The sequence below is a fragment of the Actinopolyspora lacussalsi subsp. righensis genome, assembly GCF_900116555.1.
Classification (GTDB): Bacteria; Actinomycetota; Actinomycetes; order Mycobacteriales; family Pseudonocardiaceae; genus Actinopolyspora; species Actinopolyspora lacussalsi.
In genome coordinates, this window is the sequence record NZ_FPAT01000001.1 from 112,408 (window position 1) to 138,458 (window position 26,051).

The 26,051-nt window shown below is 66.5% G+C and carries 26 protein-coding genes and 1 pseudogene; 9 read left to right on the forward strand and 18 right to left on the reverse strand.

Going from position 1 to position 26,051, the window contains the following annotated elements; all coding sequences use genetic code 11:
- Positions 1 to 17: 17 nt before the first annotated feature.
- From BM394_RS00535 to BM394_RS00545, 3 genes are read right to left on the reverse strand one after another with little or no spacing between them, the layout of a single operon-like run.
- Complete coding sequence (locus BM394_RS00535) at positions 18 to 611, reverse strand: CBS domain-containing protein (protein WP_245779882.1); 594 nt, start codon at positions 609 to 611, stop codon at positions 18 to 20.
- A gap of 27 nt (positions 612 to 638) precedes the next feature.
- The gene (locus tag BM394_RS00540) at positions 639 to 1,244 is read right to left on the reverse strand and encodes an Rv1733c family protein (protein WP_175529899.1); all 606 of its coding nucleotides are present in this window, start codon (positions 1,242 to 1,244) and stop codon (positions 639 to 641) included.
- A 36-nt stretch (positions 1,245 to 1,280) separates the two neighbouring features.
- The gene (locus BM394_RS00545) at positions 1,281 to 2,171 is read right to left on the reverse strand and encodes a universal stress protein (RefSeq protein WP_092972673.1); all 891 of its coding nucleotides are present in this window, start codon (positions 2,169 to 2,171) and stop codon (positions 1,281 to 1,283) included.
- A gap of 170 nt (positions 2,172 to 2,341) precedes the next feature.
- On the opposite strand from BM394_RS00545, the gene BM394_RS00550 reads away from it, so the two are divergent.
- Positions 2,342 to 2,767, forward strand: coding sequence for a pyridoxamine 5'-phosphate oxidase family protein (locus BM394_RS00550; protein WP_092972675.1), 426 nt, complete (start codon positions 2,342 to 2,344; stop codon positions 2,765 to 2,767).
- 51 nt (positions 2,768 to 2,818) lie between these two features.
- On the opposite strand, the gene BM394_RS00555 is transcribed toward BM394_RS00550, so the two are convergent.
- Both BM394_RS00555 and BM394_RS00560 read right to left on the reverse strand, forming a co-directional pair.
- Positions 2,819 to 3,700 (reverse strand): universal stress protein, encoded by an 882-nt coding sequence (locus BM394_RS00555; protein WP_092972677.1) that lies wholly within the window; start codon positions 3,698 to 3,700, stop codon positions 2,819 to 2,821.
- 153 nt (positions 3,701 to 3,853) lie between these two features.
- Complete coding sequence (locus BM394_RS00560) at positions 3,854 to 5,287, reverse strand: endoglycoceramidase I (protein ID WP_092972679.1); 1,434 nt, start codon at positions 5,285 to 5,287, stop codon at positions 3,854 to 3,856.
- Between the two features lie 279 nt (positions 5,288 to 5,566).
- On the opposite strand from BM394_RS00560, the gene BM394_RS00565 reads away from it, so the two are divergent.
- The 3 genes and pseudogenes from BM394_RS00565 to BM394_RS00575 all read left to right on the forward strand — a co-directional run bounded on the left by BM394_RS00565 (position 5,567) and on the right by BM394_RS00575 (position 7,654).
- Positions 5,567 to 6,019 (forward strand): universal stress protein, encoded by a 453-nt coding sequence (locus BM394_RS00565; protein WP_092972681.1) that lies wholly within the window; start codon positions 5,567 to 5,569, stop codon positions 6,017 to 6,019.
- Between the two features lie 74 nt (positions 6,020 to 6,093).
- Positions 6,094 to 6,530: pseudogene (locus BM394_RS23860) on the forward strand (universal stress protein).
- Positions 6,531 to 6,748: 218 nt separating this feature from the next.
- A complete protein-coding gene (locus tag BM394_RS00575) occupies positions 6,749 to 7,654 on the forward strand; it encodes a universal stress protein (protein ID WP_092972683.1) in 906 nt (301 codons plus the stop codon).
- A 175-nt stretch (positions 7,655 to 7,829) separates the two neighbouring features.
- Here BM394_RS00575 and BM394_RS00580 read toward each other — a convergent pair whose 3' ends face one another.
- Positions 7,830 to 8,099: a DUF1876 domain-containing protein gene (locus BM394_RS00580; protein WP_092973570.1), complete on the reverse strand. Its 270-nt coding sequence runs from the start codon at positions 8,097 to 8,099 to the stop codon at positions 7,830 to 7,832.
- Positions 8,100 to 8,333: 234 nt separating this feature from the next.
- On the reverse strand, positions 8,334 to 8,768 hold the full coding sequence (locus tag BM394_RS00585) for a DUF7144 family membrane protein (RefSeq protein ID WP_092973571.1): 435 nt from the start codon (positions 8,766 to 8,768) through the stop codon (positions 8,334 to 8,336).
- A 305-nt stretch (positions 8,769 to 9,073) separates the two neighbouring features.
- Between BM394_RS00585 and BM394_RS00590 the strand changes: the two genes are divergently transcribed.
- The gene (locus BM394_RS00590) at positions 9,074 to 9,340 is read left to right on the forward strand and encodes a DUF3040 domain-containing protein (protein WP_092972685.1); all 267 of its coding nucleotides are present in this window, start codon (positions 9,074 to 9,076) and stop codon (positions 9,338 to 9,340) included.
- 63 nt (positions 9,341 to 9,403) lie between these two features.
- Here BM394_RS00590 and BM394_RS00595 read toward each other — a convergent pair whose 3' ends face one another.
- Together BM394_RS00595 and BM394_RS00600 are read right to left on the reverse strand one after the other, a co-directional pair.
- On the reverse strand, positions 9,404 to 10,696 hold the full coding sequence (locus BM394_RS00595) for an alpha-hydroxy-acid oxidizing protein (RefSeq protein WP_092972687.1): 1,293 nt from the start codon (positions 10,694 to 10,696) through the stop codon (positions 9,404 to 9,406).
- A 204-nt stretch (positions 10,697 to 10,900) separates the two neighbouring features.
- Positions 10,901 to 12,172, reverse strand: a complete 1,272-nt coding sequence (locus BM394_RS00600; protein ID WP_092972689.1) for a multidrug effflux MFS transporter — start codon at positions 12,170 to 12,172, stop codon at positions 10,901 to 10,903.
- 531 nt (positions 12,173 to 12,703) lie between these two features.
- Here BM394_RS00600 and BM394_RS00605 point away from each other — a divergent pair.
- Both BM394_RS00605 and erm read left to right on the forward strand, forming a co-directional pair.
- Positions 12,704 to 13,411, forward strand: coding sequence for an SDR family NAD(P)-dependent oxidoreductase (locus BM394_RS00605; RefSeq protein WP_092972691.1), 708 nt, complete (start codon positions 12,704 to 12,706; stop codon positions 13,409 to 13,411).
- 245 nt (positions 13,412 to 13,656) lie between these two features.
- Complete coding sequence (erm, locus tag BM394_RS00610; protein ID WP_092972693.1) at positions 13,657 to 14,499, forward strand: 23S ribosomal RNA methyltransferase Erm; 843 nt, start codon at positions 13,657 to 13,659, stop codon at positions 14,497 to 14,499.
- 234 nt (positions 14,500 to 14,733) lie between these two features.
- On the opposite strand, the gene BM394_RS00615 is transcribed toward erm, so the two are convergent.
- Together BM394_RS00615 and BM394_RS23865 are read right to left on the reverse strand one after the other, a co-directional pair.
- Complete coding sequence (locus tag BM394_RS00615; RefSeq protein ID WP_092972695.1) at positions 14,734 to 15,174, reverse strand: GNAT family N-acetyltransferase; 441 nt, start codon at positions 15,172 to 15,174, stop codon at positions 14,734 to 14,736.
- Between the two features lie 135 nt (positions 15,175 to 15,309).
- On the reverse strand, positions 15,310 to 15,588 hold the full coding sequence (locus BM394_RS23865) for a Scr1 family TA system antitoxin-like transcriptional regulator (RefSeq protein WP_425427634.1): 279 nt from the start codon (positions 15,586 to 15,588) through the stop codon (positions 15,310 to 15,312).
- Positions 15,589 to 15,676: 88 nt separating this feature from the next.
- Here BM394_RS23865 and BM394_RS22605 point away from each other — a divergent pair, with 88 nt between their 5' ends.
- Complete coding sequence (locus BM394_RS22605; protein WP_175529900.1) at positions 15,677 to 15,853, forward strand: hypothetical protein; 177 nt, start codon at positions 15,677 to 15,679, stop codon at positions 15,851 to 15,853.
- Between the two features lie 74 nt (positions 15,854 to 15,927).
- Here the strand turns inward: BM394_RS22605 and BM394_RS23475 are convergent, their stop codons facing one another.
- The 6 genes from BM394_RS23475 to BM394_RS00645 form a co-directional block, all read right to left on the reverse strand.
- Positions 15,928 to 16,398: a class F sortase gene (locus BM394_RS23475; protein WP_342752620.1), complete on the reverse strand. Its 471-nt coding sequence runs from the start codon at positions 16,396 to 16,398 to the stop codon at positions 15,928 to 15,930.
- Between the two features lie 168 nt (positions 16,399 to 16,566).
- Positions 16,567 to 17,022 carry an excalibur calcium-binding domain-containing protein gene (locus BM394_RS00625; RefSeq protein ID WP_092972699.1) on the reverse strand — a complete coding sequence of 152 codons (456 nt, stop codon included), beginning with the start codon at positions 17,020 to 17,022 and terminating at the stop codon, positions 16,567 to 16,569.
- 316 nt (positions 17,023 to 17,338) lie between these two features.
- A complete protein-coding gene (locus tag BM394_RS00630) occupies positions 17,339 to 18,346 on the reverse strand; it encodes a glycoside hydrolase family 5 protein (RefSeq protein ID WP_092972701.1) in 1,008 nt (335 codons plus the stop codon).
- A gap of 160 nt (positions 18,347 to 18,506) precedes the next feature.
- Positions 18,507 to 20,444, reverse strand: coding sequence for a cellulase family glycosylhydrolase (locus tag BM394_RS00635; protein WP_092972703.1), 1,938 nt, complete (start codon positions 20,442 to 20,444; stop codon positions 18,507 to 18,509).
- Between the two features lie 191 nt (positions 20,445 to 20,635).
- Positions 20,636 to 21,658 carry a LacI family DNA-binding transcriptional regulator gene (locus BM394_RS00640; protein ID WP_092973573.1) on the reverse strand — a complete coding sequence of 341 codons (1,023 nt, stop codon included), beginning with the start codon at positions 21,656 to 21,658 and terminating at the stop codon, positions 20,636 to 20,638.
- Between the two features lie 201 nt (positions 21,659 to 21,859).
- Positions 21,860 to 23,152: an SGNH/GDSL hydrolase family protein gene (locus tag BM394_RS00645; RefSeq protein WP_217643266.1), complete on the reverse strand. Its 1,293-nt coding sequence runs from the start codon at positions 23,150 to 23,152 to the stop codon at positions 21,860 to 21,862.
- A 185-nt stretch (positions 23,153 to 23,337) separates the two neighbouring features.
- Here BM394_RS00645 and BM394_RS00650 point away from each other — a divergent pair, with 185 nt between their 5' ends.
- Positions 23,338 to 24,534, forward strand: coding sequence for an amidohydrolase family protein (locus tag BM394_RS00650; RefSeq protein WP_092972707.1), 1,197 nt, complete (start codon positions 23,338 to 23,340; stop codon positions 24,532 to 24,534).
- A gap of 167 nt (positions 24,535 to 24,701) precedes the next feature.
- Here BM394_RS00650 and BM394_RS00655 read toward each other — a convergent pair whose 3' ends face one another.
- Positions 24,702 to 25,718 carry a class I fructose-bisphosphate aldolase gene (locus BM394_RS00655; RefSeq protein ID WP_092972709.1) on the reverse strand — a complete coding sequence of 339 codons (1,017 nt, stop codon included), beginning with the start codon at positions 25,716 to 25,718 and terminating at the stop codon, positions 24,702 to 24,704.
- Between the last annotated feature and the right edge of the window lie 333 nt (positions 25,719 to 26,051).

Sequence of the window (26,051 nt, forward strand, 5' to 3'; positions counted from 1 at the left end):
CCGGAAACGACGACTCCTCATCCCGTCGCCGTCGACTCGGCCGCGCTGCACGTGGCGCGCAACACCCCGGGCACGCTCTCGGCCAGCACGCGGGCGACGTGTCGGTCCTCCGGACTGTCGAACTCGTCGACGATGACCGCCACACCGCCGGAGACCCGAATGCTCCATCGCCGGGGGCCACCTATGAAGGAGAGCCGGTAGCGGATGTCGCGGGCCAACAGATCGTCGTCCCTGGCGAGAGTGCGAACCAGGTCCCGGCCGGTGATCATACCGACGAGTCGCCGCTCGTCGATCACCGCCACGCTGCGCACGCGTTCCTCAAGCAGCACCTTGACCAGATCGGTCACATCGGTTTCGGGTTCGATACCGGTTATGCGGGTCGAGATCAGTTCTCCCACCGTTTCCGGAGGCGCGAGCCGCTCCCGGTCCTCGTTGGAATAACGCGGATCACGCGGGAAGCGATCCCGTACGAGATCGAGCTCGGTCACCGTGCCGAGCGGGTAGTCCTCAGCGTCGAGCACCGGCAGTGCGGTGAGTCCGTGCTCGACCAGTAACGCGGCGGCCGTCTTGACCGGCGTGTCGGTACGCACCGTGACGGGTACCTCGCTCATCACGTCTCTTACGCGCATCTCCGCTCCTCACTCCTCACCGCTGTCCCGATAGCCACTCCAGTGGCGTTCGAAGTGTTCCCACTCGCGTTGCCAGCTACACCGGCGGAGACGATCCAGGCACCGTCGGAACAACCAGAATCCACCCACGGCGCCGAACAGCACGGTCAGCCACAGCGTGGCCGCTGCCGCCGTCGCCTCGCGAACCGCCGCGGCCGAGGTCATCGGGGGTGGGACGGAACGACCACTGGGATCCGTCCAGATACGTACCCGGCTACGCTCGGGGGAACCGGCAGGGGCCGCCACCATGCCGGTACGGGCGGAACCGTCGGGAGCCTGCCAGGTGGCGCGCACCTCGGCCCTGGCGCGGGCACCGGCGCGTACCGCTGCCGGTGGCGGACCCGCGTTGTCCAGCAGCACCGCGGTGACCTGTTGCCGTTCCCGTGTCTGACTACGCGCCGCCCCGAGCTGTTCCCCGTAGGTCTGTGCACCGCTGGCCACCGCGAACGGTGTGGCAACCAGCGGCAGCAGCAGCACGAGAGTCAGCACTCTTCCTTCGATCCGGTCGGAGGTCCTGGCCAGTGGGTTGGCGCCCGGCAGCAGCAACCGACGCAACCGCAGGAGACACTCCCCCATGGTCACCGCCTCTCTCGGGGTATCCGTGACTTCCGGTCACCACTCCTCCTGCCGAGGACGTATCACCAGTACCGGACAGTGGGAATGCTCGATCAACGCCTGGCTGGTGGAACCGAGCAGCAGTCCACGAAAACCGCCGCGACCGCGACTTCCGAGCACCACGAGACGAGCCGTCTCGGAACCGCGCAACAACTGCTGTCGAGGACGGTCCCTTCCGACCACGCGCCGCACGGTCACGTCGGGATAGCGCTGCCGCCACCCCGCGAGACGCTCGGCCAACAACCTCTCCCCGCCTTCGGCGTAGGACTCGTCTGTGCCGTCGGAACTCGCCGACGCGTCGTACTCGACATCGCTCCAGGCGTGCACCGCCACCAGTGCGGTGCGCCAGTGTGCCGCGTATTCGAACGCGGCGGCCAGGGCTCGTTCGCTGATGGGGCTTCCGTCGATACCGACCACCACCGGCCCTTCGACCGGGAAGTGCTCCTCCCCGAGCCGGGAACGTACTACCACGACCGGGCAAGCGGCCCTGCTGAGCACCGCTGCCGCGGTCGAGCCGATCAGCATCCCGGTGAATCCGCCACGTCCGGAAGCACCCAGCACGAGCAGGTCCGCGTGTTGTGTCTCCGCCAGCAGTGCGGGCACCGCTCGCCCGTGCACGCTTCGGGTGGACACCGGTAGGTCGGTGGCGATCTCGTCGGCCGCCGAGGCCGCGAACGAGAGAATGTGTTCGGCATCGTGCGATGTCCCGGCCCCGACGTGCTCCTCCTGCCGGTTGCCCGCCGCTACGGGGCGAAACACGTGCATCACCAACAGCCGGGAGTGGTGCCACGAAGCCACCGAGGCGGCCCAGCGCACCGCCTCGGTGGCGGCATCGGAACCGTCGACACCCACCAACACGGTCCTGCTCGGTACACCGGCCGGACTCATAATCCCTCCATCCGAACCGAGCATGACCGGCCGGTGGCATTCGCGCACGGCGACCACGGATGACTCGCCACGCGAAGACAGCCCCGGATGACTTTGTGCCCTGTGATGCCACGGGGAGTTGGTGGACCGTTGGCGTTACGAATCCGACGATTACCACCGGGATCCCCACGATGAACACACACAACGAGCTTCGCTCCCTGACCACGCGAGAGAGCATCGTGCTGCTGTCCTCCGCGCAGGTGGGTCGAGTTGTGTTCACCGACGAGGCTCTGCCCGCGATCCGGCCCGTGAACTTCGTGGTGGACGGCGCGAGCGTGGTGATTCGCACCGGCAGGGAGGGCAGCCTGTCCAAGCTCAACGGGAACGTGGTGGCCTTCGAGGCCGATCACATCGATCTGGCGACCCGGTCGGGGTGGAGCGTGATAGTCCACGGACGCGCCGAACGGGTCCGTGACATCGATCAGCTGGTCACACTGGCTGATCCGGCCAAGTCTTCCTGGGTGCCGCTGCGGGACTACTTCCTGCGGATACCGTTCGAGATGGTAACCGGACGACGGCTGGCACTGCCGCACGTGACCAGCGAAGCCACCGGCTAGTGCCACCCACCCGCGGTCCGGTGTGCCGTCGCCGCGGCAGACGGAGTTCCACTAGGCGGTGGGTGTGCCGGTAGCGCTCTCGGCGCCGACCACTGCCAGTGGGCAGGGGGCGTGCACGACGAGGGAACGGCTGGTCGAGCCGAGCAACATCCCGTGGAATCCCCCGTTCCCCCGGTTACCCACCACGAGCAGCTGGGCTCGAGAGGCAACCTCGATCAGGGTGCGTACGACGTGTCCGGTGATGACGAGCTGTTCCAGCGGCACGTCGGGATAGTCCTCCTGCCATCCGGCGGTCCGCTCGGAAAGCAGCGCGCGGTCCGATTCGGTTCCGGAAGGCGATGAGTGATCGTCCTTGCCGACGTGCACGGCGGTCAGCGCCACCCCGCGAGCCGAGGCGTCCCGGAAGGCGAACGCCACGGCGGCCGAGCCGGCGGGGGAACCGTCCACACCGACCACGACGGGTAGGGAGCGGTGTGCCGGATCGCGCGAGTGCTCGTCCCGTACCACCACTGTGGGAACGCGCGAGTGCCCCACCAATGCCATCGCCACCGAACCGACCAGCATCCCGCTGAATCCCCCGAGTCCGCGCGAACCGACGACGGTCAGCAGGGCGCCGTGGGACTCCCGCAACAGCGCCACGGTCGGGGGAGCCTCGATTACGCGGGTCTCGACCTCGATGCCGGGTACGGCAGCGCGCACGGCTTCGCTCGTGGTGTGCAGTGCTGTCCGCGCCTGGGCGCGGAGTCCGTTGCGCAGGGCACGCATCGGAACGAGAAAGCGTGGATATCCCCGTTCCGGCATCGCGTACCCGTGCACCAGCCGCAGTACGGCCGAGCGACGTCGCGCTTCGTCGGCGGCCCACAGCGCGGCCCGCACCGCCGAGTCCGAGCCGTCGGTTCCCACGACGATCCTGCCGTTGCGCGAAGTGGCCATACCCGGATGGTCGGGCAACAGCGCACAGATCGCCCGCGCCGAGCGAGCCTCCCGACACGTTTCGGAGGTTTCGGGCCTCGGTCCTGGGCACCGGCGTCCGGAACGGTGCTCGACACGGCTCGCCGGGGCGGGAGGGATCAGGCGGGAGAGGGATCAGCTGTCCCGGATCCGCACCCGTACGGTCTCGGTGCCGGTGGCCTCGACCGTCAACGTTCGGGCGCCCGGTTCGGAGGTGATCCGCCCGCCGCGCACCGTTACCGAGTAGCCCGATTCGTAGTGCCGGTCCGAGACGTAGATCTCGGTGGGCTTCGGGATCGTCGGATCGGGGCGATAGGTGTAGTCGAACTGCCCCGTGGTGGCGTCGAAACGCATCGACTCGGGTGTCCCCGCCGTGGCCTGCGGATAAGTTCGGACCAGTTGGTCCCCTATCTCGGAGCGGAAGGGGTCCTCCCCGGGATCGGGCCCGAAGATGCTCTCGTAGTGCCAGTAGTGCCAACCCACGAACCTGCTGTCGGCCCGTTCCAGCGTGTTGGCCAGCACCCGCGGATCGCTGTCGCCGAACTCGGTGACCATGGCGGGCACGTTCGCGCGTTCGACGAACGAGTCCGCGTTTTTCCAGGTCGTATCGTGCTGTGCGGAGCACACTCCGACCAACTGTTCGGGCAGCCCCAGGTAGATGGCGGCTTGGCTGGCTATGCAGTAGTCGTGGAACGAGAACACCACCTGCTCCGCGGCTATCCGGGGTGTCAGTGGTGGCTCGGCCATGTGGGTGGGCATCAGCTGGTTCCAGGTGGCGTTGGGTTCCCAGAACACCGGAACGTCCGGATCAGCCCGACGGATCCGGGCGGTCAGCTTCTCGTGCACCTCCTGGTACCTGCGGTCGAAGGCCGGGCAACCGGCCGGGAAGCAGCTCGGGAACGCGGCACCGGGCCACGGCTCGTTCAGCAGTTCGATGCCGAGCACCGCCGGTTCGTCGGAGACGCGTTCGGCCAACGCGGCCAACGCGTCACCGAGATAATCGATGGCCCCGTCGCTGTTGCTCCACACCTCGCTCCACGCCTTGTTCATGCTGGGCATCAGGTAGTACAGCGGAAAACCCGGATTCGGTTCTCCCGGAAACGGCTCGGTTTCCACCGCCCAGTCGGGAAATCCGTTTCCGCCCCAGTCGGGGCCGAGCCCGTCCTGGTGGTTGTCGAGCAGGACGTGTATTCCCTCCTCGCCCAGGGTGTCGACAACCCGGGCCACCCGGTCCAGATAGGCCTCGTCGACATCACCGCGTCGTGGCATCAGGCCGTCGAACGAGACACCGAGCCGGACGGTGTTGAAACCGTGTCCGGCGAGGAGTTCGGCGTCGCGAGCGGTGACCGTGAAACCGTCGCCCGGTCGCACGTAGGGCGCGGTCTTGTCCACGTTGTTCACACCGTGCAGCAGCATCCTGCGGCCGTGCTCGTCGACCAGCCAGCGCCCGGAAACCCGCAGTCCGCTCTGGATCTCCGACGTGTCCTCGGATTCGGCGTGTCCGGGAACACCACTGAGCAGCCCCACCGCCGTGGTCATCGCGAGCAGCGTCGGAATCAGTCGCCGCATGGCCTCTCCCCGAGTTTCGGCGTCAGTGATGCCCGAAACTATATGAATGAATTTCACTTATGGCGACTCAACGGCGACGATTTCACCGGATCGGCGGCAGACCGGCCCCGACCGCGGAGTCCACCGAGGCGGTGCTGGACGATGCCGCCGGCACCGTAAGCGAACCACCGCGGGGACACCACAGGGCGGGCCGTTGGCGGCCCGCGACTCCGTGGCGGCTCGGCATGGGCGAAATGCGACCTCGCTCCGGTCGGGGGACCGTGGCGGTGGAGGGGTGCGATGACTGGGGAGACCACCTATCGGATCACTGTCGGGATCGACGGCTCACCGGCCTCGAAAGCGGCACTCCGCTGGGCGTTTCGGCAGGCCGAACTCACCGGCGGGGAAATAACGGCCGTGATCGCCTGGGACTACCCACCGATCTACGGTTGGGAAGTACCGAACGGTGCGGATCTCGACAAGGACGCGGCACGGACCCTCAACACCGTGCTCGCGGAGACCGTCGGCGACGAGGCATCCGTTGTCCCGCACCGCGAGGTGGTCCAGGGCCATCCGGCCAGCGCGCTGCTGGACGTGGCGAACGAGACGGCGGCCGCACTGATCGTCGTGGGCAACAGCGGTCACGGCGGTCTCACCGGAGCGTTGCTGGGATCGGTCAGCCAGCACTGCGTGGCCCATGCCCGCACACCGGTCGTGGTCGTACGGGCTGAGCAGCACGATGGCTCCGGATGAGGCACGAGGAATCCACGGCAACCGCTTCCGCTCCTGGCCAGCTACGAACCGGTCGAAAACACGGGAGGGAACCGATGAGTACCGAACAGGAACGAGTGGTCGTCGGGGTGGACGGATCCGCGGGCGCCGCGGAAGCGCTGTCCTGGGCACTGCGTTATGCCTCCAACAGCGGAGCGGAGGTCACCGCGTTGATCGCCTGGGCACATCCGACCTACTACGGTTTGGGCGCTCCGATCCCGGAAGAGGACTTCGACCAGCGGGCCGAACGGCAGTTGTCGCGGGCGGTCGCCGACGCCGTCAACCAGCTCGGAGTCGATGTCGGGATACAGCAACGAGTGGTGCGGGGAATTCCCGCGCGAGCCCTGCTGGACGCGGCTGAGGACGCCGATCTGCTGGTCGTGGGCAGCCGGGGCACGGCGGTTTCGCCGGAGCGTTGCTGGGCTCGGTCGGTCAACACTGCGTGCACCACGCGCCGTGTCCGGTGGTCGTGGTACGCGAGCGCAGCGAATAGTGGCCCTGTTGACGCGGTTGTCCGTCACGTTCGCTCGGTGGACCTCTCGCGGATCCTCAACCCCGGAAGACCGGATATCGAGCAGCGGGTTCACTCACGCACGTTCGGGGAGTTCGGATGCCCGTTCACGACGAATGGGACTGCTCGATCGCTCGTGAAACGACATCATGGCCTGGACATGAATCGTCGCCGCGGGCGAATTGGAAGGGTTGGCAGCGATGAGCGCGGAGCGGACCGGCAAGGTCGTCGTCGGATTCGACGAACTCGAACACTCACGGCAGACGGTGCGGTGGGCGGCTTTCGAAGCGGCCAGCAGACAGCGGGCGCTGCTGATCGTCCGCGCTATCCCCGTACCGTTGGAACAGATCACCCGCATACACCTGCCCAGTGAGGCAGTGGAGTCCGAACCGCTGCGCACCGAATCGGAGAACGAACTCCGGGCCATGGTGGCCGAGTGTCGTGCGGAACTTCCGCGGCTGGAGATGGAAACCTCGATGCGGATGGGGCACCCGGCCAAGATTCTCGGCGAGGCCGCGGAGGGAGCCGAGATGTTGGTGCTGGGGCCCCCGGAGCAGACACAGCCCTGGCGTGTGCTGCTCGGCTCCACCTCTGCCGAACTGGTTCGCACCGCCGAGCTTCCCGTGGTGGTGGTGCGGGGCGAGCGGGAGAACGAACGGATCACCAATAGCCCCACCGAGTTCACCAGAGTGGTGGTGGGTGTCGACGGTTCCCGAGGCAGCCAACGTGCCATCGAGTTCGCCTACGAGTTCGCCTTCCGCCACGACGCTGAACTGATCGCCCTGTTGGCGTGGAACGAGATCCGCAAGTACGCCCTGTCCGTCTCCGCACGGCGCAAACTCAACTGGGAAGAGGCGCACGAGACCTGTCAACGGGTGCTTTCGGAATCAGTGGCCGGACAACGTGAGAATTATCCGGATGTCGTGCTGCGGAGCGAGGTGGTGACCAACGAGGGAGCCGCGGACGCGTTGTTCTCCGCCTCGGAGCAGGCCGATCTGTTGGTCGTGGGCAGCCACGGCAGGGGACCGATCAGATCGAGCCTGCTCGGCTCGGTCAGCTACGCCGTCGCACACTACGCACAGTGCCCGGTGGCCGTGGTCCACTGACGTTCGCCCGGGCACCGGTGCGCTGACGGCAATGGGTGCGGTCGAACGGCACCCCGAGTCACCGCGTTCTCCCTCGAGAACGTCACTCCCCGTGTGCTCCGCTCCCGGCCGGAGCCGGTGGGGCCCACCGTCCGAGCATCCGCGGAAACCGAACGGAGCAAGCCCCGCCGCGTCACTAGGTGTGGAAGTAGGCCGGTTCACCGGTGGACTGCTCGACGTCGGCGATGGAATCGTCGAGCAACTGGTGCGCCAGCTGTGACAGCGCACGCGAGGCGGCGAGTTCGGCGCCGATCCGCGGAATGTTGCTGTCGTGCGGATTGCGGCGGGCCAGGCCGTTGGCCCGGACCTCCGGCTGGTGCTGCCGGTGCAGTCTGGCCTCGGCGTGTGTTCGGTCCTCGCGTTCGTCGATGAAAATCGTCACCGACCATTCCTCTGTGGCGATCATGATTTTCTCCTCTTCGCCCACGAGCACTCGGAACCGCTTCTTTCGAGCCCGTCCGGTGCTGTACGGGTCCCGATGCTGTACGGATCTCGCATCCGAATCGCCGACATTGTCCGGACGGGAATCATCGGGCTCACATTCGTGCGGCTGCCAGGTGTCCCCATGATGGTGGGCACACCGTTATCACCACAAGTGATCGAGTTGTTGGCGGAAAGACCGCACCAATTTTTGCGAATATTACTCACGCACTGCCGGAAGCCCGCGCAGCTGGGTGGCCAGCGCCCAGATCACCACCACATCCACCGCGATGATCAGTACCGACCACAACGGCTGGATCGGGACGAACATGAAATTGCCCAGCGCGCTCAACGCGACGATCACGATACCGGTGACGCGCGCCCAGCGCTGTTGCGACAGCAGCGCCGCACCGGTGGCTCCGACCAGCAGGCCCAGCGCCACGTGCACCCATCCCCAGGTCGTGATGTTGGCACCGAAGAAATAACCCCCGGCAACCACGTAGAACGAACTCCGCAGCAGTGCCGTGAGGCCGACGACGACGTGGAAAAGCCCGATGATCACCATCAGCACGCTGGCGAACATCTCCACACCGCTGGCCAGGGCTCCGTTGGAACGGTCGACCGGGACTCCGGTCCCGTGCTCGGCGTGTGCCATCTGCCAACACCCCATCAAACGTAGCCGACGATTCGGATCCGTTTCGTCGAGCGGCACCGGCTGAACACCGTTGATCACGAACAACGGAATCGGGCCGATCGACGAGTTCAGCCTAGGCAGGGCACACCGCGCCCCATAGGGCACAAGGTCCCGTGGGAGCGGCGCCGCACGACCGCTGGTATGCGAAGACGTCAACGGCGTGTCGTGACCTCGTCAACCGGGAACGAATGACATAAGACCCTTCGGAAGCGCCACCGGCCACGAGGATGCTTGCGGTGACGACACCACGGCCTGGGAGGTGGGCCATGCTCGATCGGTACGAACGGCGCAGGCTGGACGAGATCGAGCACCAGCTCAGCGGTGACGACCCCCACCTGGCCGAACTCATGAGCAACGAGGGTTCCCGTCGGTCTCGCGGCCTGCGGTTCAACCTCCGGACGGGGATAATCGTCTTCTCCTACGCGTGCGCGCTGCTGTGCCTGGTGCTCGGTGAAGGAGCGGGCTTCTTCCTCGGGGTCGCGCTCGCGACCGTGATGATCGGGCTGTACGACTGGACGATGCGTGCCGTTTGAACCGGTGCGGCCCGGCCCGAAACCGGTGTGGCCCGGTTCAAAGGCAGGGCCCGCTCGCTGGGGTCAGCCGTGAACCGGCCGCAGCAGCCCCGGCTCCAGCTCGGCCGGTTCGGCGATTCCTGCCAGCGCCATGGTGATATCGAGCTCTGCCACCAGGTGTTCGAGCACGGTTCGTACCCCCTCGGCACCTCCCGCGGCCAGCCCGTAGGCATAGGGCCTGCCGATGCCCGCCGCGGTCGCGCCGAGCGCCAGAGCCTTGCACGCGTCCGCGCCGGTGCGGATCCCGCTGTCGAACAGCACGGGGATCCGGTCGTCGACTTCGGCCACGATGCCGGGCAAGGCGTCCAGCGCCCCGAGAGCGCCGTCGATCTGACGGCCACCGTGATTGGACACGAGGATGCCGTCCACGCCGGCGTCGAGGGCACGCCGCGCGTCCTCGACGTGCTGCAGCCCCTTCAACACGATCGGCAGGTTGGTCCGTTGCCGGACGAAGTCGAGCTCGGCCCAGGTCAGCGAGGACCGGGAGAACACGTCCAGGAACGTCTCGACCGCCGCTCGCGGGTACGGCGAGCGCAGGTTGGCCAGCAGTGAGCCGGGGTGATTGCGGCTCATCGACCACAACGCCCGCAGCGCCTGCGGTGTGGGAGTGGGAGCGGGGGAACTCGCCGGACGCTCGGCACGTCGTCGTACCAGGGAGGCGAACACGGGGTCAGCGGTGTACTGCGCGATGCCCTGACCGTGTGCGAACGGCAGGAAACCCGCGTCGAGGTCGCGGGGGCGCCAGCCGAGAACGTGCGTGTCCAGTGTGATCACGATGGCCTCGCAGCCCGACTCCTCGGCACGGCGGAGCATGCTGGTGACGAGGTCGTCGTCACTGCTCCAGTACAGCTGGAACCAGCGGACTGCGTCCGGGGCGACCTCGGCCACTCGCTCCATCGAGTAGGAGGCCTGGGTGGACAGCGTCACGGGAACACCGGTGGATGCGGCCGCACGGGCGACCGCGAGGTCACCGTGCCGATGGACGAGTTCCAGCACCCCGATGGGCGAGAGGAACAACGGTGCGGGCACCGCACGGCCGAACAGCTCGATTCCGAGATTCCTGCTGGAAACGTCACGAAGCATGCTGGGGACGATCCGGTGGCGCTCGAACGCGGTCCTGTTGGCCGCGGCGGTACTTTCCGTTCCGGCCGAGCCCTGCAGATAGTTCCAGGCCCGTCGCGAAATCGCCGAACGGGCGGCCAGGCTCAGGCGTCGCGGATCGACCGGGACCCGGGGTTTGCGGCCGTAAACCCCCTCTCGGTATATGCGCGTCTGGATAGCGCGGCCGATGTTGCCGATGTTGTCCGCCAGTGACATGTGTTTCCCTCAAAGCCGTTCAGCCAACCGACCCCTGTTCCGGGTACCGCAGAAGATAGCCGCGCCGCGGTCGTCCCGGCCACCCCGGAACTCACGGCCATGTTCGTGGAAAACACGGCGGGGCGGTGTCGCCGGACACCGCCCCGCTCGAACTCGGAGGACGAACCGGTCGAGCTCAGTCGAGAGGGACTGTCGGATTCGGACTCACGCCGTGGCCCGCGAGGCCGCCGCGTCGCGACGGTTTCCCGCCATGGTCACGGCGGTGAGGGCGATCAGCGCGATCAGCACACCCGCTGTCATGGCGATCGCCAGCGCCGAGGCGTCGTTGCCGAGCAGGCCGACGACGGGGGCGGTGAACGCACCGAGGCCGAACTGTCCGGCTCCCAACAGCGCGGCGGCCGTACCCCCGGAGTCGCCGTGCCGGGAGAGCGCCAGCGCGGGGGCGTTCGGCAGTACGAAGCCGACCGAGCCCAGCACGAACAACAGCGGCACGAAGAAACCGACTATCCCGCCGAGTCCGGTGGTGGTGAACAGGGTCAGCACGAGCCCGGCCGTCGTGGCCGTGGCCAACGCCCCGAACACGATCTGCTGGGAGGAGAACTTGCGCAGCAGCACGACGTTGAACTGCGTGGCACCGATGATCATGAGGGCTCCGAGCCCGAAGACCAGGCCGAACTGCTGCTGGTTGAGTCCGAACTGCTCCTGCAGCACGAACGAGGCACCGGAGATGTAGGAGAACAACGCGGACATGCCGAGCGCTGCCACCAGCACCATGACCAGGAACTGGCCATCGGTGAACAGCTCCCGGTAGGAGCGCATCACCGGTTTTATGCCGCCCTTGTGCCTGCGTTCGGGCGGCAGGCTCTCGCGCAGTGCCAACGAGGCCAGCACCAACAGCAGGACACCCAGCACGGCCAGCACGGCGAACACACCGCGCCAGGACAACTGCAGCAGGATGATGCCACCCAGGGTCGGCGCCAGGATCGGTGCCGCTCCGTTGACCAGCATCAGTCGGGACAATGTGGTAGCGGCGGTGCGTCCGGTGAACAGATCGCTCACCGAGGCCAGCGCGACGACCATGGCCGCGGCACCGCCCGCACCCTGCAGCACCCGAAGAATCCCCAGCACCAGGATGTTCGGGGCGAGCAAGCACAGTAATGAGGCCACGACGTGTAACGAGATTCCCACGATCAGGGGGGTCCTGCGCCCCACCGCGTCGGAGAACGGCCCCATGAACAGCTGTCCGAGTCCGAGCCCGAGCAGGGTCCCGGTCAGGGTCAGCTGCGTCTGCGAGGAACTCGCCCCCAGACTCTCACCGATGTCGGGCAGGGCGGGCAGGTACATGTCGATGGTCAGCGGAACCAGGGCAACCAGGGCGCCCAGTACGAGAATGATCCGGGTTCTTTCCCACCCGGTGGGTTCACTCACACCCGCCTGGTTCGGGGTGGAAGTGCTGTGCTCTGCGACTCGTTCCATCACGACCTTCCGTACAGGGTGTGAAGATGACAGGACTGCCAACTTCACAGCGAACGTGAAGGAGGTTTTATTCCCGTGGAGCGAAAAGCCTCTCGGGTTTCAGCCGGTCGTACGAACGTGATTCGAATCTCCCTGGCAGAACACACGCCACAGCCCAAAAAAGGACACTCCGGATCGCATGTACTCAACAGCGCACCGTGATGTTTCGCTCTGCCGGGTTCGTTTCACGGCGCCCGTGGAACGTGTCGGCCACCACAAAGCAACGCGAAAACAATTCACAACGTTTCGGGGTGCCGAACCACGGCACCCCGAAATCCCACCGCTCCATTACCGGACAGCAGCCGTCGAGGAAATTTCCCGCGCACGAAAAACTCGTGAGTACGTCAACCAATCACCGCCGTTGGAACCGGGCCCGCCGCCGGCACGGGAGGCGAGCGTTTCCCCGCCACGCGGAGCCGTGGTGATCGCACGGCACGACGGACTGGGCTAACGTTCTCCTGGGCAGTCACCGGCGGAAAAACCGGAGTTCACGTGCAATTGCGGAACAAGAACGTCCTGATAGTAGGAGCGAGCGGGGTGTTGGGTGGCAAGCTCGCCCACAAGCTGCACGAGGCGGGCACCCGCACCTACCTGGCCGGACGCGACCGGAACGAGCTCGCCACCGTTTCCGAGAAGCTCGACGAAACGCCCTACTCGACCTTCGAAGCGATCGACACCGACTCCTGTCGCCGAGTGGTCGACACGGCGGCCGAATCCCTGAGCGGACTGGATCTCGTGCTGATCGCCACGGGCGTCGCGGCGTTCGGCCGCACCTCGGACGCCGAGGACGCGGTGACCGAGCACCTGCTTACCATCAACACGCTCGCGCCCATAGTGCTCGCACGTGCGGCACTTCCCCATCTGGAGCGAAGCGGGGGAACGTTGGCCGCGCTCTCCGCTATACTGGCCGACCATCCCACGGCGGAGATGGCCGACTACTCGGCCAGCAAGGCGGCACTGTCGGCGTGGCTGACCGCCACCCGACGGGAAATGCGCGGACGGGGAGTCGACGTGTTCGACATCCGACCACCGCACATGGAAACCGGGCTGGTGGATCGCGCACTGAGCGGAACACCGCCTCGCATGCCGCCGGCCGCCGACACCGACGAAGTGGTGGAAACCATCGTCTCCGGCATACGCGACAGCGCGCACGAACTGCGCTACGACCTCGAGCAGCGACGGCTACGGCTGGTCTTCTGAACCGACCGCTTCCCGCACAGTGCCCCCGATGTCCCCGGACGGTGGTGTGGCATCTCGGCCGGTTCGGCACCATTGCTAGAGTAATCATCGATGGGTATCAACGCGAGTGCTCCCTTCTACGTGAGGCCCCGCCGCTGACGGCGGGGAGCTGATCTTCACTTTTCGCAGCTCCGCCGCGCATCGGAGTCATCGCCGGTGCGGCTCTCGGCTGCCCGGCTCCGTTCTTCACTCCGCGGAGCACACCCATGTCTCATTCCCACCCTGGCGGGCCGCACGAGCTCGGCCAGAACTTCCTCGTCGACCGGTCCACGATCGCCGTGATCGAGAACCTCGTCGCCGGAACGAACGGACCGATCGTCGAACTCGCCGCCGGCGACGGTGCTGTCACCGTGCCGCTCGGCCGGTTCGGACGGCCGATCACCGCCGTGGAACTCGACCCCGGCAGAGCACGACGATTGCGGCGGCGCACTCCCGAGCACGTCGCTGTCGTCAACACCGACATCCTGCGTTTCACCCTGCCCGGGACTCCGCACGTGCTGGTAGGCAACCTGCCGTTCCACCTCACCACGGCGGTACTCAAACGCGTGCTGGGAGCCCACGAGTGGCGAACCGCGGTCCTGCTGGTGCAGTGGGAGGTCGCCCGCAGGAGAGCCGGTGTGGGCGGAGCCACGATGCTCACGGCCCAGTGGTGGCCCTGGTACGAATTCAGCCTGCGACAGCGAGTACCGGCGCGCGCCTTCCGGCCGGTTCCCTCCGTCGACGGCGGTCTGCTCGTGATGAGCAGGCGGGAAGTCCCCCTGGTCACCACAGCGGGTGAGGAGTACCGGCGATTCGTCAGGGACGTCTACACCGGCCGGGGACGGGGGCTAGGCGAGATCCTCGAACGCACGGGACGGATCGACCGCTCCGCCCTGCGGGAGTGGTTGCGCCTGGAGAACGTCTCGACCCGATCGCTTCCCAAGGAACTCACCGCCGAGCAGTGGGCCTCGCTGTGGCAACGGATCACGGCGACCGGCAAGGGAACGTCGCACCGTCGGCCGGGTGGAACCACACGCTCCGGACGACGTGGTCGGAACCGGAACCGCTGAGTCGGGAGGTTCCGCCAAGCGGTCATCGACAGTGACCCGAACAGCCGGGGCCGGGAGCCCGGAAGAGGAAGCGACGTGCGAGACGTCCACCTCCGTGGCCCGGCCCCGGCCGCTTTCGCTCCCACAACCCCGTGGCGTCGGAGAGCAGGGCCGCCAGGAACTCGGCGGGCTCTCGGTGAACGCGCCACCGTTCCCCGGATCCACGGCGTGGATTCAGAACTCCGGCCCTGGATCTCACACCGAGCCGGAGCCGCTGTGGTACGAGGGCTGTCGCTCCAGGTATCTCGCGTTCGGTTCGGCGAACCCGAAGTCGCGGTAGAGCCCGTGCGCGTCGTCGGTGTGCAGCATCCACTTGAAGTTCTTGCCCGGACCGTTGTCGATCATCTCGTGCACCAGTCCTCTGCCGAGGCCACGACCGCGGTGCGCGCTCTCGATGTAGACGTCGGCGAGGTAGGCCATGGCGACGCCGTCGGAGAACGTCCGGGCGAAACCGACGGTGTCGCCGTGCGGGTCGTAACAGCCCACCACGCGCCAGGCGTGCCGAACCTGCCTGCGGAAGTCGTCGAACTCGCGCCAGCGGCCCCAGTAGGCCTCGGTGGACAGGAAACGCCAGACGGCGTCGAGGTCGAGCCGGTTCGGATCGTCGTCGAACTCGTAAGGGTCATGCGGCGACACGCCTCGATCGAAGCAGATTCGGGCTGGATCTCGCCACTGCTTTTCCACGTGATCTCGAAGCCGACGAGCTCGCCCCGACCCGGTGAGAGGCCGGGGCCATGCCACCGTCGAACCCGGCAGCGGCTCGTGCGGGAGCTACACCCGGTGCGGCTCAGTCGAATCGTCCGCAGCGCAGCGCCGTGGTGAAAGCCGCCCAGGCAGCAGGCGATTTCCCCAGGCTGACAAGCCTGCGGCTTGCAACCGCCTCATCGCCGCACGGTAAACGGCTATCTCCTCGGGCTGCTGGTAGTAGTAACCCTTGACACGTGTGTCCACATAGACGGTTCCGGGATCGTTCTCCAGCTCGGGCGGGAAAGCCAGATATATGAAAGCGCCTTCTATGCCGGTATGAGCTCCGACGGACATGGGCAGCACCTGTACGGCTCTTCCACGAGACGCAACAGGTGATGGAGCTGTTCACGGGTCACGTCTCCACCTCCGACGGAGTGCGCAACGCGGACTCATGGACGACCGACCACAGGTCACCCCGGAACTGGTCACCGACGGAGTCGCACGCACCACTCACCTGTTCCAGGAACGCGTGCCCTGTGCTTACCCGGTACGGCTGACCATGGGGCCGGACGGAACCCACACCGTGTGGCTGGACACCCCGCAGCGGCCGGTCCGCACACTGGAGTAGTGCTTACCAGTACCCCTGCACAACACCGTCCCGAAACCGAGAACCACTGCTCGTCCCGCAAACGGCATCGCGAATCAGCGAACCCGGACAGCGAAAACGATCACATTGTCGAGATAGTCACCGGAGCGGTCGTCGAAAACCCCACCGCAAGTGATAAGCCGTAACTCGGGGGCAGCTGTCTCAGCGTAAACCCTGTTCGTCGGGAAATCGGACTTGGCGTGTCGCTCGCTGCGATACGTCCGGAACACGGCAGTGGATCCGTCAGCTCGGTCCACGAACACCCGGTTTCCGGGCGACAACGTGTCCAGTTCGTAGAACACGGCCGGACCGTTCCTCGAGTCGACGTGTCCCGCGATCACGGCCGGGCCCTGTTCACCGGGTTCAGGTCCCGCACGCCACCAACCGGTTCGATTCGCCGAATCCGGAGCGGCCAGTCTGCCCTCATCGGTGAGTTCCAAGGGATCCACCGGAGCGACCAGTTCCAAAGCGGGAATCCGAACACGAACGGGCAAGGCCTGCTGTCGAGGAACGAAGCGTTGGTCGATAGCTGTGTTCGCACTGACCGCGGATCGTGCCCGGGTGGATTCAGAGCCCGCGGGCGCGGTTGCTCCGGTCAACAACCACGGAAGTATCAACAGGAGCGTAGCGGCCACGGGAACCCATACCCCGTGACCGCTACGCACTACCGACGAACCACGACCGAGGAAGCTCATTCACGCTCCGCCGGAGGAACGACGGCGGAACATCAGAAGCACTCCACCGGCGAATGCCACCCCGCCTGCCGCGCTCAACGGCAACAGCAATTGGGAATCACCATGAGTGGCGGCACCACCGTATCCGGCATCCACCCCGCCAGAAGGAGCGGCACCGGAGTCTCCCCGGGTATCTGCGGTTCCATCTCCGTTCTCACTATCACCACCGACGGCACCGTTGTTGTCCTCGGTGGATTCCGTGGAGTCGGAAGAAAGATCCTCACAGGCGATCCCGTCGTCGTCAGCGTCCAGCCTTTCCGGATCGCCAGGCACGGAGTCGTAGGCCCGCTGAGCCTCTTGCTGCGTGGCGAAATCCTCACAGTCACGATCCGCGGATTGCGCCGTGGCCAAGCCCGCCAGTGGTAAGGAGATCCCAACCGTGAGCGCCGTAGTGGCAGCGATCTTGCGAAGTGTCATGGCTACCCGCTTTCCTCGACAACAGTGGCAGACGAAGAATAAGTAGTTACACTACAGATCACAATTTAGAGGGAACCATACACACGGAAGCGTGAAAGCTAGACAAAGAATATCACTTTCAGTAGCAATCAACATTGCTACAGCAGGTAATCGAGCCACGTCCAGCGTAAAGAATGGATCGAACGGGCAACTGAACGTTTACGGCGGGCCCGTACTGCCGACAACGGAGGGTGGGAGCGAAAAGATCCGGCCGCGCGGCCCGAGGGCGACCGCGCGGCCGGAGTGGTGCGACCGACTCGAACTCACATCGGACGGGTCAGTACACCGAGGACTCCTCGGAGGTCTCCCGGATGCCGTTGGGGCCGTTGATGATGCGCTCGCCCCACGGGGTCAGCTGGTTCGGGTCGAAGTCCCGCACCATGTCGAGGTATTCGACCCCACCGCTGTTGCCGCTCCAGGACCAGCCGATGTAGCCGAGCCCGAGCGACTCGGCGGTGGCCATGACGGCGTCCTCGGCCGGGTCACCATCGGAGTGGCGATGCCCGAACTCACCGACCATGATGGGCAGCCCTGCGTCGACGAAGTGGTTCAGGTAGTTCCTGACCTTGGTGGCGGTGTCGAACACGCCGTACATGTGGACGGAGAACACGGTGTTGCGCAGCGGGTCGGCCTGGAATACCGAAGCGGCGTTGTCGCGCATCGTGTACGTCCAGTCCTGGCCCCAGTTCGGGGCGTCGGCGATCAGGGTGTGCTGGAACCCGAGATCGCGCATCCGCTGGATCGCGTTCGAGATGTCCTCGGTCCACGCCTCGTAACCGGTGTTGCCGAACGGCTCGTTGCCGAGGTTGATGAGGACGTGGTCCTCCTCTCCGGTCAACGCGCTCTTGACGCTGTTCCAGTAGTCCACCGCACGCGACAGCGGCACCGCACCGGACTTCTCCGGATAGCCGATGGTGTCGTGCACCTCCAGCACGCAGACCAGCTTGTTGTGCTCGCAGTTCTCGACCACGGACGCCACGTCGGCGGTGTCATTGCGGTTCCAGAGGTCACCGCTGCTGAGCACCACACGCACGGTGTTGGCGCCGGTGGCCTTGATGTCGGCCAGCGAGTCCGTTTCGTTCGGATACCACGTGTGGGCGTGGTTGATCCCGCGCATCACGAAATCGTTCCCGTTGGCGTCGAGCAGTCTGCCGTTGGAGACGTGGAATCCCATTGCCGCCGCGGCTTTCCCGGTCATCCCGAACGAAAGCTGCGAAAGCGTCAGCAACACCGACATGGCCAGCACGGTGAGGACGGCGGCGGGTAATCTCAATCGTCGTTTCATGTTTTCCTCCGAAAACATTCTCGAACATTCCATCGCGTCGCGCCGCCGACCACACCTCCGTTCCGCTGTCAGCATCGCCGATCGAGGTGTGCTCGTTCGGCGCGACTGGTCGACACGCCGACAACGTCGATTCCGCGAGCCGACCGAGACGCGGCGGCACTCATGCCGCGTCGAAACTCGACATACGCAGTACTCGGACTTCGTAGGGTGGCAGTTCGAGGGTGTCCACGGGCTTCTCATCGTCCAGACCGGTGAGTTCGCCCGCCGTCGCTTCCGGAGTCACCCGCAGCGGCTCCGGGCTCTGGCTGGTGAGAAAGACGAAGCGCCGCCCGTCACGGTGCCGCAGCACGTCCGCGCTCACGGCAGGATCGGCCACCCGCACGCTCCGCCGCACCCCGGCGAACTCGGCCAGTGCGTCGTAGAGCCCTACCGCGGCATCCGGATTCGCCCCGGGGGTCCAGTCGGCCATGTGCTCGATCGGGTAAGTACACAGCACCGTCCAACCGGAACCGACCCGGTTGCGCAGCACCGCGGGCTCGCCGTCCTGATCCACGGCCACGACCTCCGCATCGGTGGCCCGCACCGGCAGCCTGGCCCGGCTGTGCTGATTACCGGCTACCGGCAGCGACAGCTTCGTGCCCGCGGCCAGACCGCCGAAGTCCGCCCGGAAGGTGAGCTCGACTTCGTCGCGTTCGATCGGATCCACCTGCCCGTACCACAACTGGTGCTTCACCCCGAAGATCCGGTCGAGTCCGGCGATCCACGGGCCGCGCTGGAACGAACCGGTGCCGTGGCAGTAGGAGAGGTAGACCGTGGCCCCCGAGGCCGCGAGTTCCTCCAACCTGCCCGTCGAGGGCGCGGTCAGTTGTTTGGCCGAGGGCAGCAGATACAGCGAGCAGTCCTCGGCGATACCGTCCCGCTCCCGGCAGAGCCCTATCGGGAGGTCGGCCAGTTTCGCGCTGGTGTAAGCCTGCCGCAGTGTGCTGAACGCGAACCGTGCGTCGTCGCCGTCGCTGATCGGGATGTCGCCCTCCAGGTGTTCCGGGACGATCATCGCGGCCCGCGCCGGTTCCCGCTCGCAACCGAGCACGTCGATCGCGGCGAGAGTCGCGGAGAACCGTGCCATCTCGCGCAGTTGTGGTTTGGGCTCGCGCCCCGAGGTGGTCAGGCCGAAGTGGAGCTCGAAGGGGTGATGCCGATACGGGTCCTGCCCGGCGAGTTCGTCGAAATCGGTGTTGTTCCAGGCCATCCAGCCGGTGGATCCGGCGAGCAGGCTGTTGTGCAGCACCTGCCGGTAGTAGACCGCCGCGTGCTCGTCGGAGGCGAAGTCCGAGGACAACCCGAACTCCTCCAACACCACGGGACTGCCCAACGTGGTGGTGAGCTCACAGATGAAGGCCGCCCCGAAGTGCTGCCGGACCCGGTCGTCCTCCATGCGATAGACGTGCGGACCGAGGAAATCGGTCAACGAGGCCAGGTCACGCACCGAGAACCCGTTGTCGGTTCCGGTGATCTCGGCACCCCAGGCACCGTCGCCGATGGAGACCGGCTGGGTGGCCCCACCCGCCCGCACCGAGCGGACCATCAGGCCCGCCCAGGCGGTCACGCTCTCCCGATCGGCGGGCTCGCCGTAGATCGGCATCTCGTTGCTGATCAACCAGCCCGCCACTGCGGGATGATCGGTGTAGCGCGCGGTGAGCTGTTCGACGAACCAGCTCTGCCGGTCCAACAGCCACACGTCCCGATAAAGGTCACGATCCCCGCGCCAGGGTGGATCGAAGTTCTCACCGGACATGTGCCCCACCAGGAAGGTCGGTACGGTCCGCATGCCCGTTTCGACGTGTGCGTTCAGGAAATCCGCGTAGGCGGCGGCACAGTTCTCGTCGATTCTGTCCGGCTCCGGCATGAAATCGGGCCAGAAGAAGAACGACCTGGTCAGTGTCAAGCCGTGTTCACGCAGCACGGCGAGCTCGGCACGGACCAGCTCGGGATCGTAACGAGTCCACATCCGCGGCCCGCCGGACGCGGACCAGAAATTGGCCCCGAACCAGCTGACCGGGCCGTCCTTCGTCTCGACGAAGGCGAAACCACGACGCATCCGTGCGCTCCCATCAACAGTGTGCGGACCGCTGCGGCTCGCGGAATCCGAGCCGCGAGTCCGCACGAAACACTGAAGTGAATTGGATCACTTAAGCGATTAATAGTCAAGGTGAAACCACGTGGAACAGGAAGCACGGACAGCCTTCGATTTCCGAACCGGACGGACGAGGTGTCTTCGATTCCCGGGGCTCACCCGGGGTGAAATCCGATACTGTGCCGCTCGACGAACTCCGGATCGGAGGTGCGTCGGTCCCCGACCGTTGGCCTGTCACGCAGTTCGAGCAGCATCCGCACCGCGGTGGCTCCGCGTTCGGCGATCGGCCTGCGCACCGCTGACAACGCGGGCCGAACCAACCGGCACAGCGCGGAATCGTCCCAGGCCACCAACGAGACATCCTCCGGAACGGACAGTCCCAGCTCCCGCACTACCCCCAGTGCGGAGACGGCCATCACGTCGTTGTCGAACACCAGGGCGCTCGGAGCCTCCGACGAGGAGAGCGCCGCACGGACGACACGCGCGGCGGACTCGTCGGTGTAGTCGGCGTGCACGATCCGGGCCCCGTGCAAACTGAGTCGTGCCGCCGCCTCGGTGAACGCGTCCGAGCGAATACCGGTGTGCACGAACTCCTCCGGCCCGGCCACCCGTGTGATCCAGCGGTGCCCGAGCGCCGCGAGCCGTTCGAGCACCTCGGTCATCACGCCCCGGTCGTCGGTCCACACGGAGGGCAGGCCCAACCGATCGACCGGATCGGCCAGCAGCACGGCGGGCAACCCGAGCTCGCGTACGAGCCGGACCCGAGGATCCTCATGACGCAGATCCACCAGCAGCACACCGTCGACCCTGCCCTCGGCGGCCCAGCGACGATAGGTCGCGAGTTCGGCTTCGGCGTTGTCGGTGACCTGCAGCAGCAGCGCGGTGGGGCCATCGGCCAGCTCGGCCTGGATCCCGGAGATCAGCTGCATGAAGTACGGCTCGACTCCGATCTCGCGGGCGGGGCGGTCCACCACCAGCCCCACCGCTTCGGCTCTACCGCCGGTCAGCGAGCGCGCGGCGCTGCTCGGGGCCCAGCCCAGCTCGGCCGCGATCCGCAGGATGCGGTCGCGGGTCGCCGCGGAGACGCCGGGGCGCCTGTTGAGCGCGTAGGAGACCGCGCCGGTGGACACCCCCGCCGCTCTGGCGATGTCGGAGATCGTCGGGCGCTTCGACGGCATCACGTCCCCGGGTGCTGCTGTGGTGTACGGCAACACCCTAGTAGAAGGGCTTCGGCCGGCCGGTTTCGCCGCTGCTCCGCGTTTCCCGTCGGGCGGAACCTCTGGCGGACTCCCGCACGGAATGCCCGAGTCGGATAGGCATCCGTGGGGAGGTTCCCAGTGGTCGCCGGAAACCTCCCCACGGACAGCCGCGAGAACGAGTCACTGGTGCGCGGAACCCGTCACCGCGGCGTCCCGGCCCGCCGACACCGAGAGCAGTTCGTCGAGATCCACGGCATCCGCCATGGCGGCGGTACCGGCATCGCCGGGGTGCAGCCCGTCACCGCCGTCGTAGCTCGGTCGCAACCGCAGCTGCGCAGCGGGATCGGCGGTGGCCGCCGCGAAGTCGATCACCGCGTCGAACCGGCCGCTGTTCCTGATCCACTCGTTGACCCGCTGCCGGGTGTCCTCCCGCTGCTGGGTCCAGACGCTCGATCCCTTGAACGGCGTGATCGTGCCGCCCAGCACGGTCACTCCCCGAGCGTGGGCCAGCTCGATCAGCCGCTCGTAGCCTGCGATCACTCCATCGGCGGTGGCGTTGTAACCGATGTCGTTTACCCCCTCCAGCACGATCACGCTGCGCACCCCGGACTGACTCAACACGTCCCCGGCGAACCGGTCCACCCCGGCAATCCCGTAATAGGGCTGCCCGGGACGCTCGGCCAGCAGTCGGTTACCGCCGAGCCCCGCGTTGACGACCGAGAGGGTGGCGCCGCTTCTGGCGTGCAACCGTCGCGCCAGATGGTCGGGCCAACGTTGATTGGCGTTGTAAGTGGTGGCGGCGGTGTCGGTGATCGAGTCTCCGAAGGCGACCACCGTGCCCTCGACCCGTGGGCTCGGGCGCACGTCGACGGCATCCGCCACGACCCAACACGGCATGGTGCTGTATTCCGAACCGGCCGGATCGGCAGCGGTGTCACCCTGTGCCAGGTAGTTGGTCTGATTGGCGAAGGGGTGATTGGTCAGCGCACCGGTGGTCTCGGGAAGGTGAACGCTGATCAGCAGTGTGGACAGCGCCTCGACCCGCAGCTCGACCGGATCGCTGTAGCGGTACTCTCCCGCCGGGATCACGGTGCTCGCGTTCCCACCGAACCTCAGTTCGCGCATGGTTCCGGGCACGGAGGCGGCACCGGCGGAGCGCACCGCGACAGTCGCGTGGCCGATCCGAAGCGGAGCGTTCCCGTACACATTGCTGAGCCTGATCCGGACCTCGGAACCGCCGCTGCTGATGAACACGGCATCGCGCACCGTGGCGTCGTCGACTCCCTCCCCCGCCGGGCACGAGTCGGTTCCCGGAAGATCGCTGCCTCGCACCGGACTGGCCGCCCAGGCGGCCACCCATTCCTGGGCACGCGGCTCCGGCTCGGAACGAGCGGTGGCGGCCGGCGCGGTCGTGGCAACGGCCGCCAGACAGCCGAGCAGGCACAGCAACGTACGGAGGACCAAACCACGCAACGGATATCGCTCCTCGGACTCTCGACGAACTCCGATCGACAACAGCACCTGTGAGCGCTCCCAAAAACTCAACACACGATTCGTCGAATTCGCTACCGCCGATCCGGTTACGGCAGGAGAATTCGGGAAAGCACCGGAAGATCGGCACATCGGGACAATGCGGAAATCGGAGGTTTCACGCGGGGATGCGACTACTGGTGACGGCGGAACGGATATGGACCGGAAACGAAGGTCACATCATCGAGGACGGTGCGGTGCTCGTGGACGAGGGAACGATCACCGCCGTGGGTCCGCGCACCGAGCTGGCCGAATCGGCGATCGGGGCTGAAAGGTACGATTTCCCAGGACACACGCTCCTGCCGGGGCTGATCAACGCACACGTGCACCTGTCCTTCGACGCGGGCGAAGAACCGATCAACACGCTGCTGGCCACCGAGGACCACGAGCTGCTGGACGGTATGGCCGAACGAGCTCGCGACTCCCTGGACGCGGGAACGACCACCGTTCGCGACCTCGGCGACAGGAACGGCGCGGCGATCCGGATCAGGGACGCCGTCGCACGGTCCGAGATCGCCGGACCGCGCGTGCTCGCGGCGGGCCCACCGTTGACCGTCCGTGAGGGACACTGCTGGTTCCTCGGCGGCGAGGTGGAACGTGAGGAGGACTCGCTGCGCCGAGCGGTCGCGCATCGCGCGGAACTCGGCGCGGACGTGGTGAAGGTGATGGCATCCGGTGGGCAGATCACCCCGAACTCGCCCGCCATGTGGCAGTCACAGTTCGACGCCGCCGAACTACGAATCATCGTGGACGAAAGCCGGCGGCACGGACTGCCGGTCGCCGCACACGCGCACGGATCCGACGCGATCGAGGACGCGGTCTCCGCGGGAGTGAGCACGATCGAGCACTGCACGTGGCTGGGACCGGACGGGTTGGACGAACGTGAGCCGGTGATCCGCGAGATGCGGCAGCGCGGCATCAGCGTGTGTGCCGGGCAGTCCCGCAACTGGCACCGGCTCGCCGACAGGGTCGGTGCGGAACGGGCGCAGCGGTTCCAGCGACGACTCCGCACCCTGGACGAGGCAGGCGTCGATGTGATCATCGGAACCGACGCGGGGCTGCGGGACTCGGTGTTCGACGATTTCGCCGGAGCGCTGGGGCTGTACGAGCACCTGGGGTTCGGCAACGAACGGATCCTTCGGATGGCCACCTCCGAAGCCGCGATCGCGCTCGGCATCGGCGAACGTACCGGGCGGGTGGCGACGGGACTGGCCGCCGACCTGGTGGTGGTGCGCGGTGATCCGCTGACGCGATTGGGTGATCTGGGTGAGGTGGCCCTCACGGTCGCGAACGGTAGACCACACCACCCCTCGGCGAGTGGGTGAGGCGCCTGGGTCCTCCGAAGTCGTCACCGGGCTCCTCCGCGACGGGCGGCGCTTCGGAAGCCGGGTTCGGCAGCGGGTGAGCGCTGCCGAACCCGGTGATCAACGAGCCTCTCCGACTCCGGGATCCGATCGCAGCACCGGATCCCCGGCGGGAACGGCCGAACGGATCAGGCGTTTTCCAGGGCGGATTCGTAACGTCCCTCGCAGGCGGCCCCGTTCAACTTCGCGCGGTGCGCCAGCACCTGCTGGGCACTGTCGAACTTCTCGTCACGTCCGACCCACTCCTGCAGGGCAGGAGCCAGCAGGCCGCGTCCGAACGAGAAGGTGACCTGCCACGGCAACGGACCGAGCTGGTTGATCGCGTTGAGATTGACCGTGGCCTCCTCGTCGCTCTGTCCTCCGGAGAGGAAGGCGATGCCGGGAACCGCCGCGGGAACGGTTCGCTTGAGCGTGCGTACCGTGGCCTCAGCGACCTCGACGGAACCGGGTTGCGGGCTGTGATCCTTGCCCGCGACCACCATGTTCGGCTTGAGCACCATCGACTCGAGATCGACGCGCTGCTCGGCGAGTTCGGCGAAGACACGACGAAGCGCCCGGGTGCTCGCCTCCTCGGCGGCGGCCAACGAGTGGTCGCCGTCCATCAGCACCTCCGGCTCGACCATGGGAACCAGCCCCGCCTCCTGCGACAGCGCCGCGTAGCGGGCGAGCGCGTGGGCGTTGGTGTGGATCGCGTAGTCACTGGGCCTGCCGGACCCGATGTCGAGCACCGCGCGCCACTTGGTGAACTTCATGCCGAGCTGGACGTACTCGGCCAGCCTGTCCCGCAGTCCGTCCAGTCCTTCGGTGATCTTCTCACCGTCGGTTCCGGCGAGCGGCTTGGCTCCCTTGTCCACCTTGATACCGGGCAGGACGCCGTTCTGCTCCGCGATCTTGCGCAGCGGCACCCCGGAGCCGGAGTCCTGGCGGACGGTTTCGTCGTACAGGATCACACCGCTGATCGAGCTCCCCAACTCCGGCGTGGAGACGATCAGCTCGCGGTACTGGCGCCGCACTTCCTCGTTGGAGTCGAGGCCGACGGCGTGCAGCCTCTTCTCCATCGTTCCGGTGCTCTCGTCGGCGGCGAGAATGCCTTTGCCCGGTGCAACCATCTGCTGTGCGATCAACCGCATGTCGTCGCTGAACACGGTGCGCTCTCCTTAGGGACGTATCTGCCTGTCGTTGTCGGCCGGTGATCGCCGGGCCGGACTCACTTCAAGCCTGACAGACTCCTGCCCGGTATTCCGAACCCAATCACCTTGAATCGAATCAGATCGAACGGAATCGAATCAGTAAAGTATCGCACGTCACCCGAGCCGGTGACCATTCATCACAGAAAGCGATATATCGATCGCCCAAAACGGGTCACCCGTTCGGCGGTAGCAATTCAGTGGTTACGACAAGTACCCATCACCCGGAGGACAGCAGAATTGGTACACACAACCGTGCGGCCTCACGACGGAATCGATTCGGCCGATCGG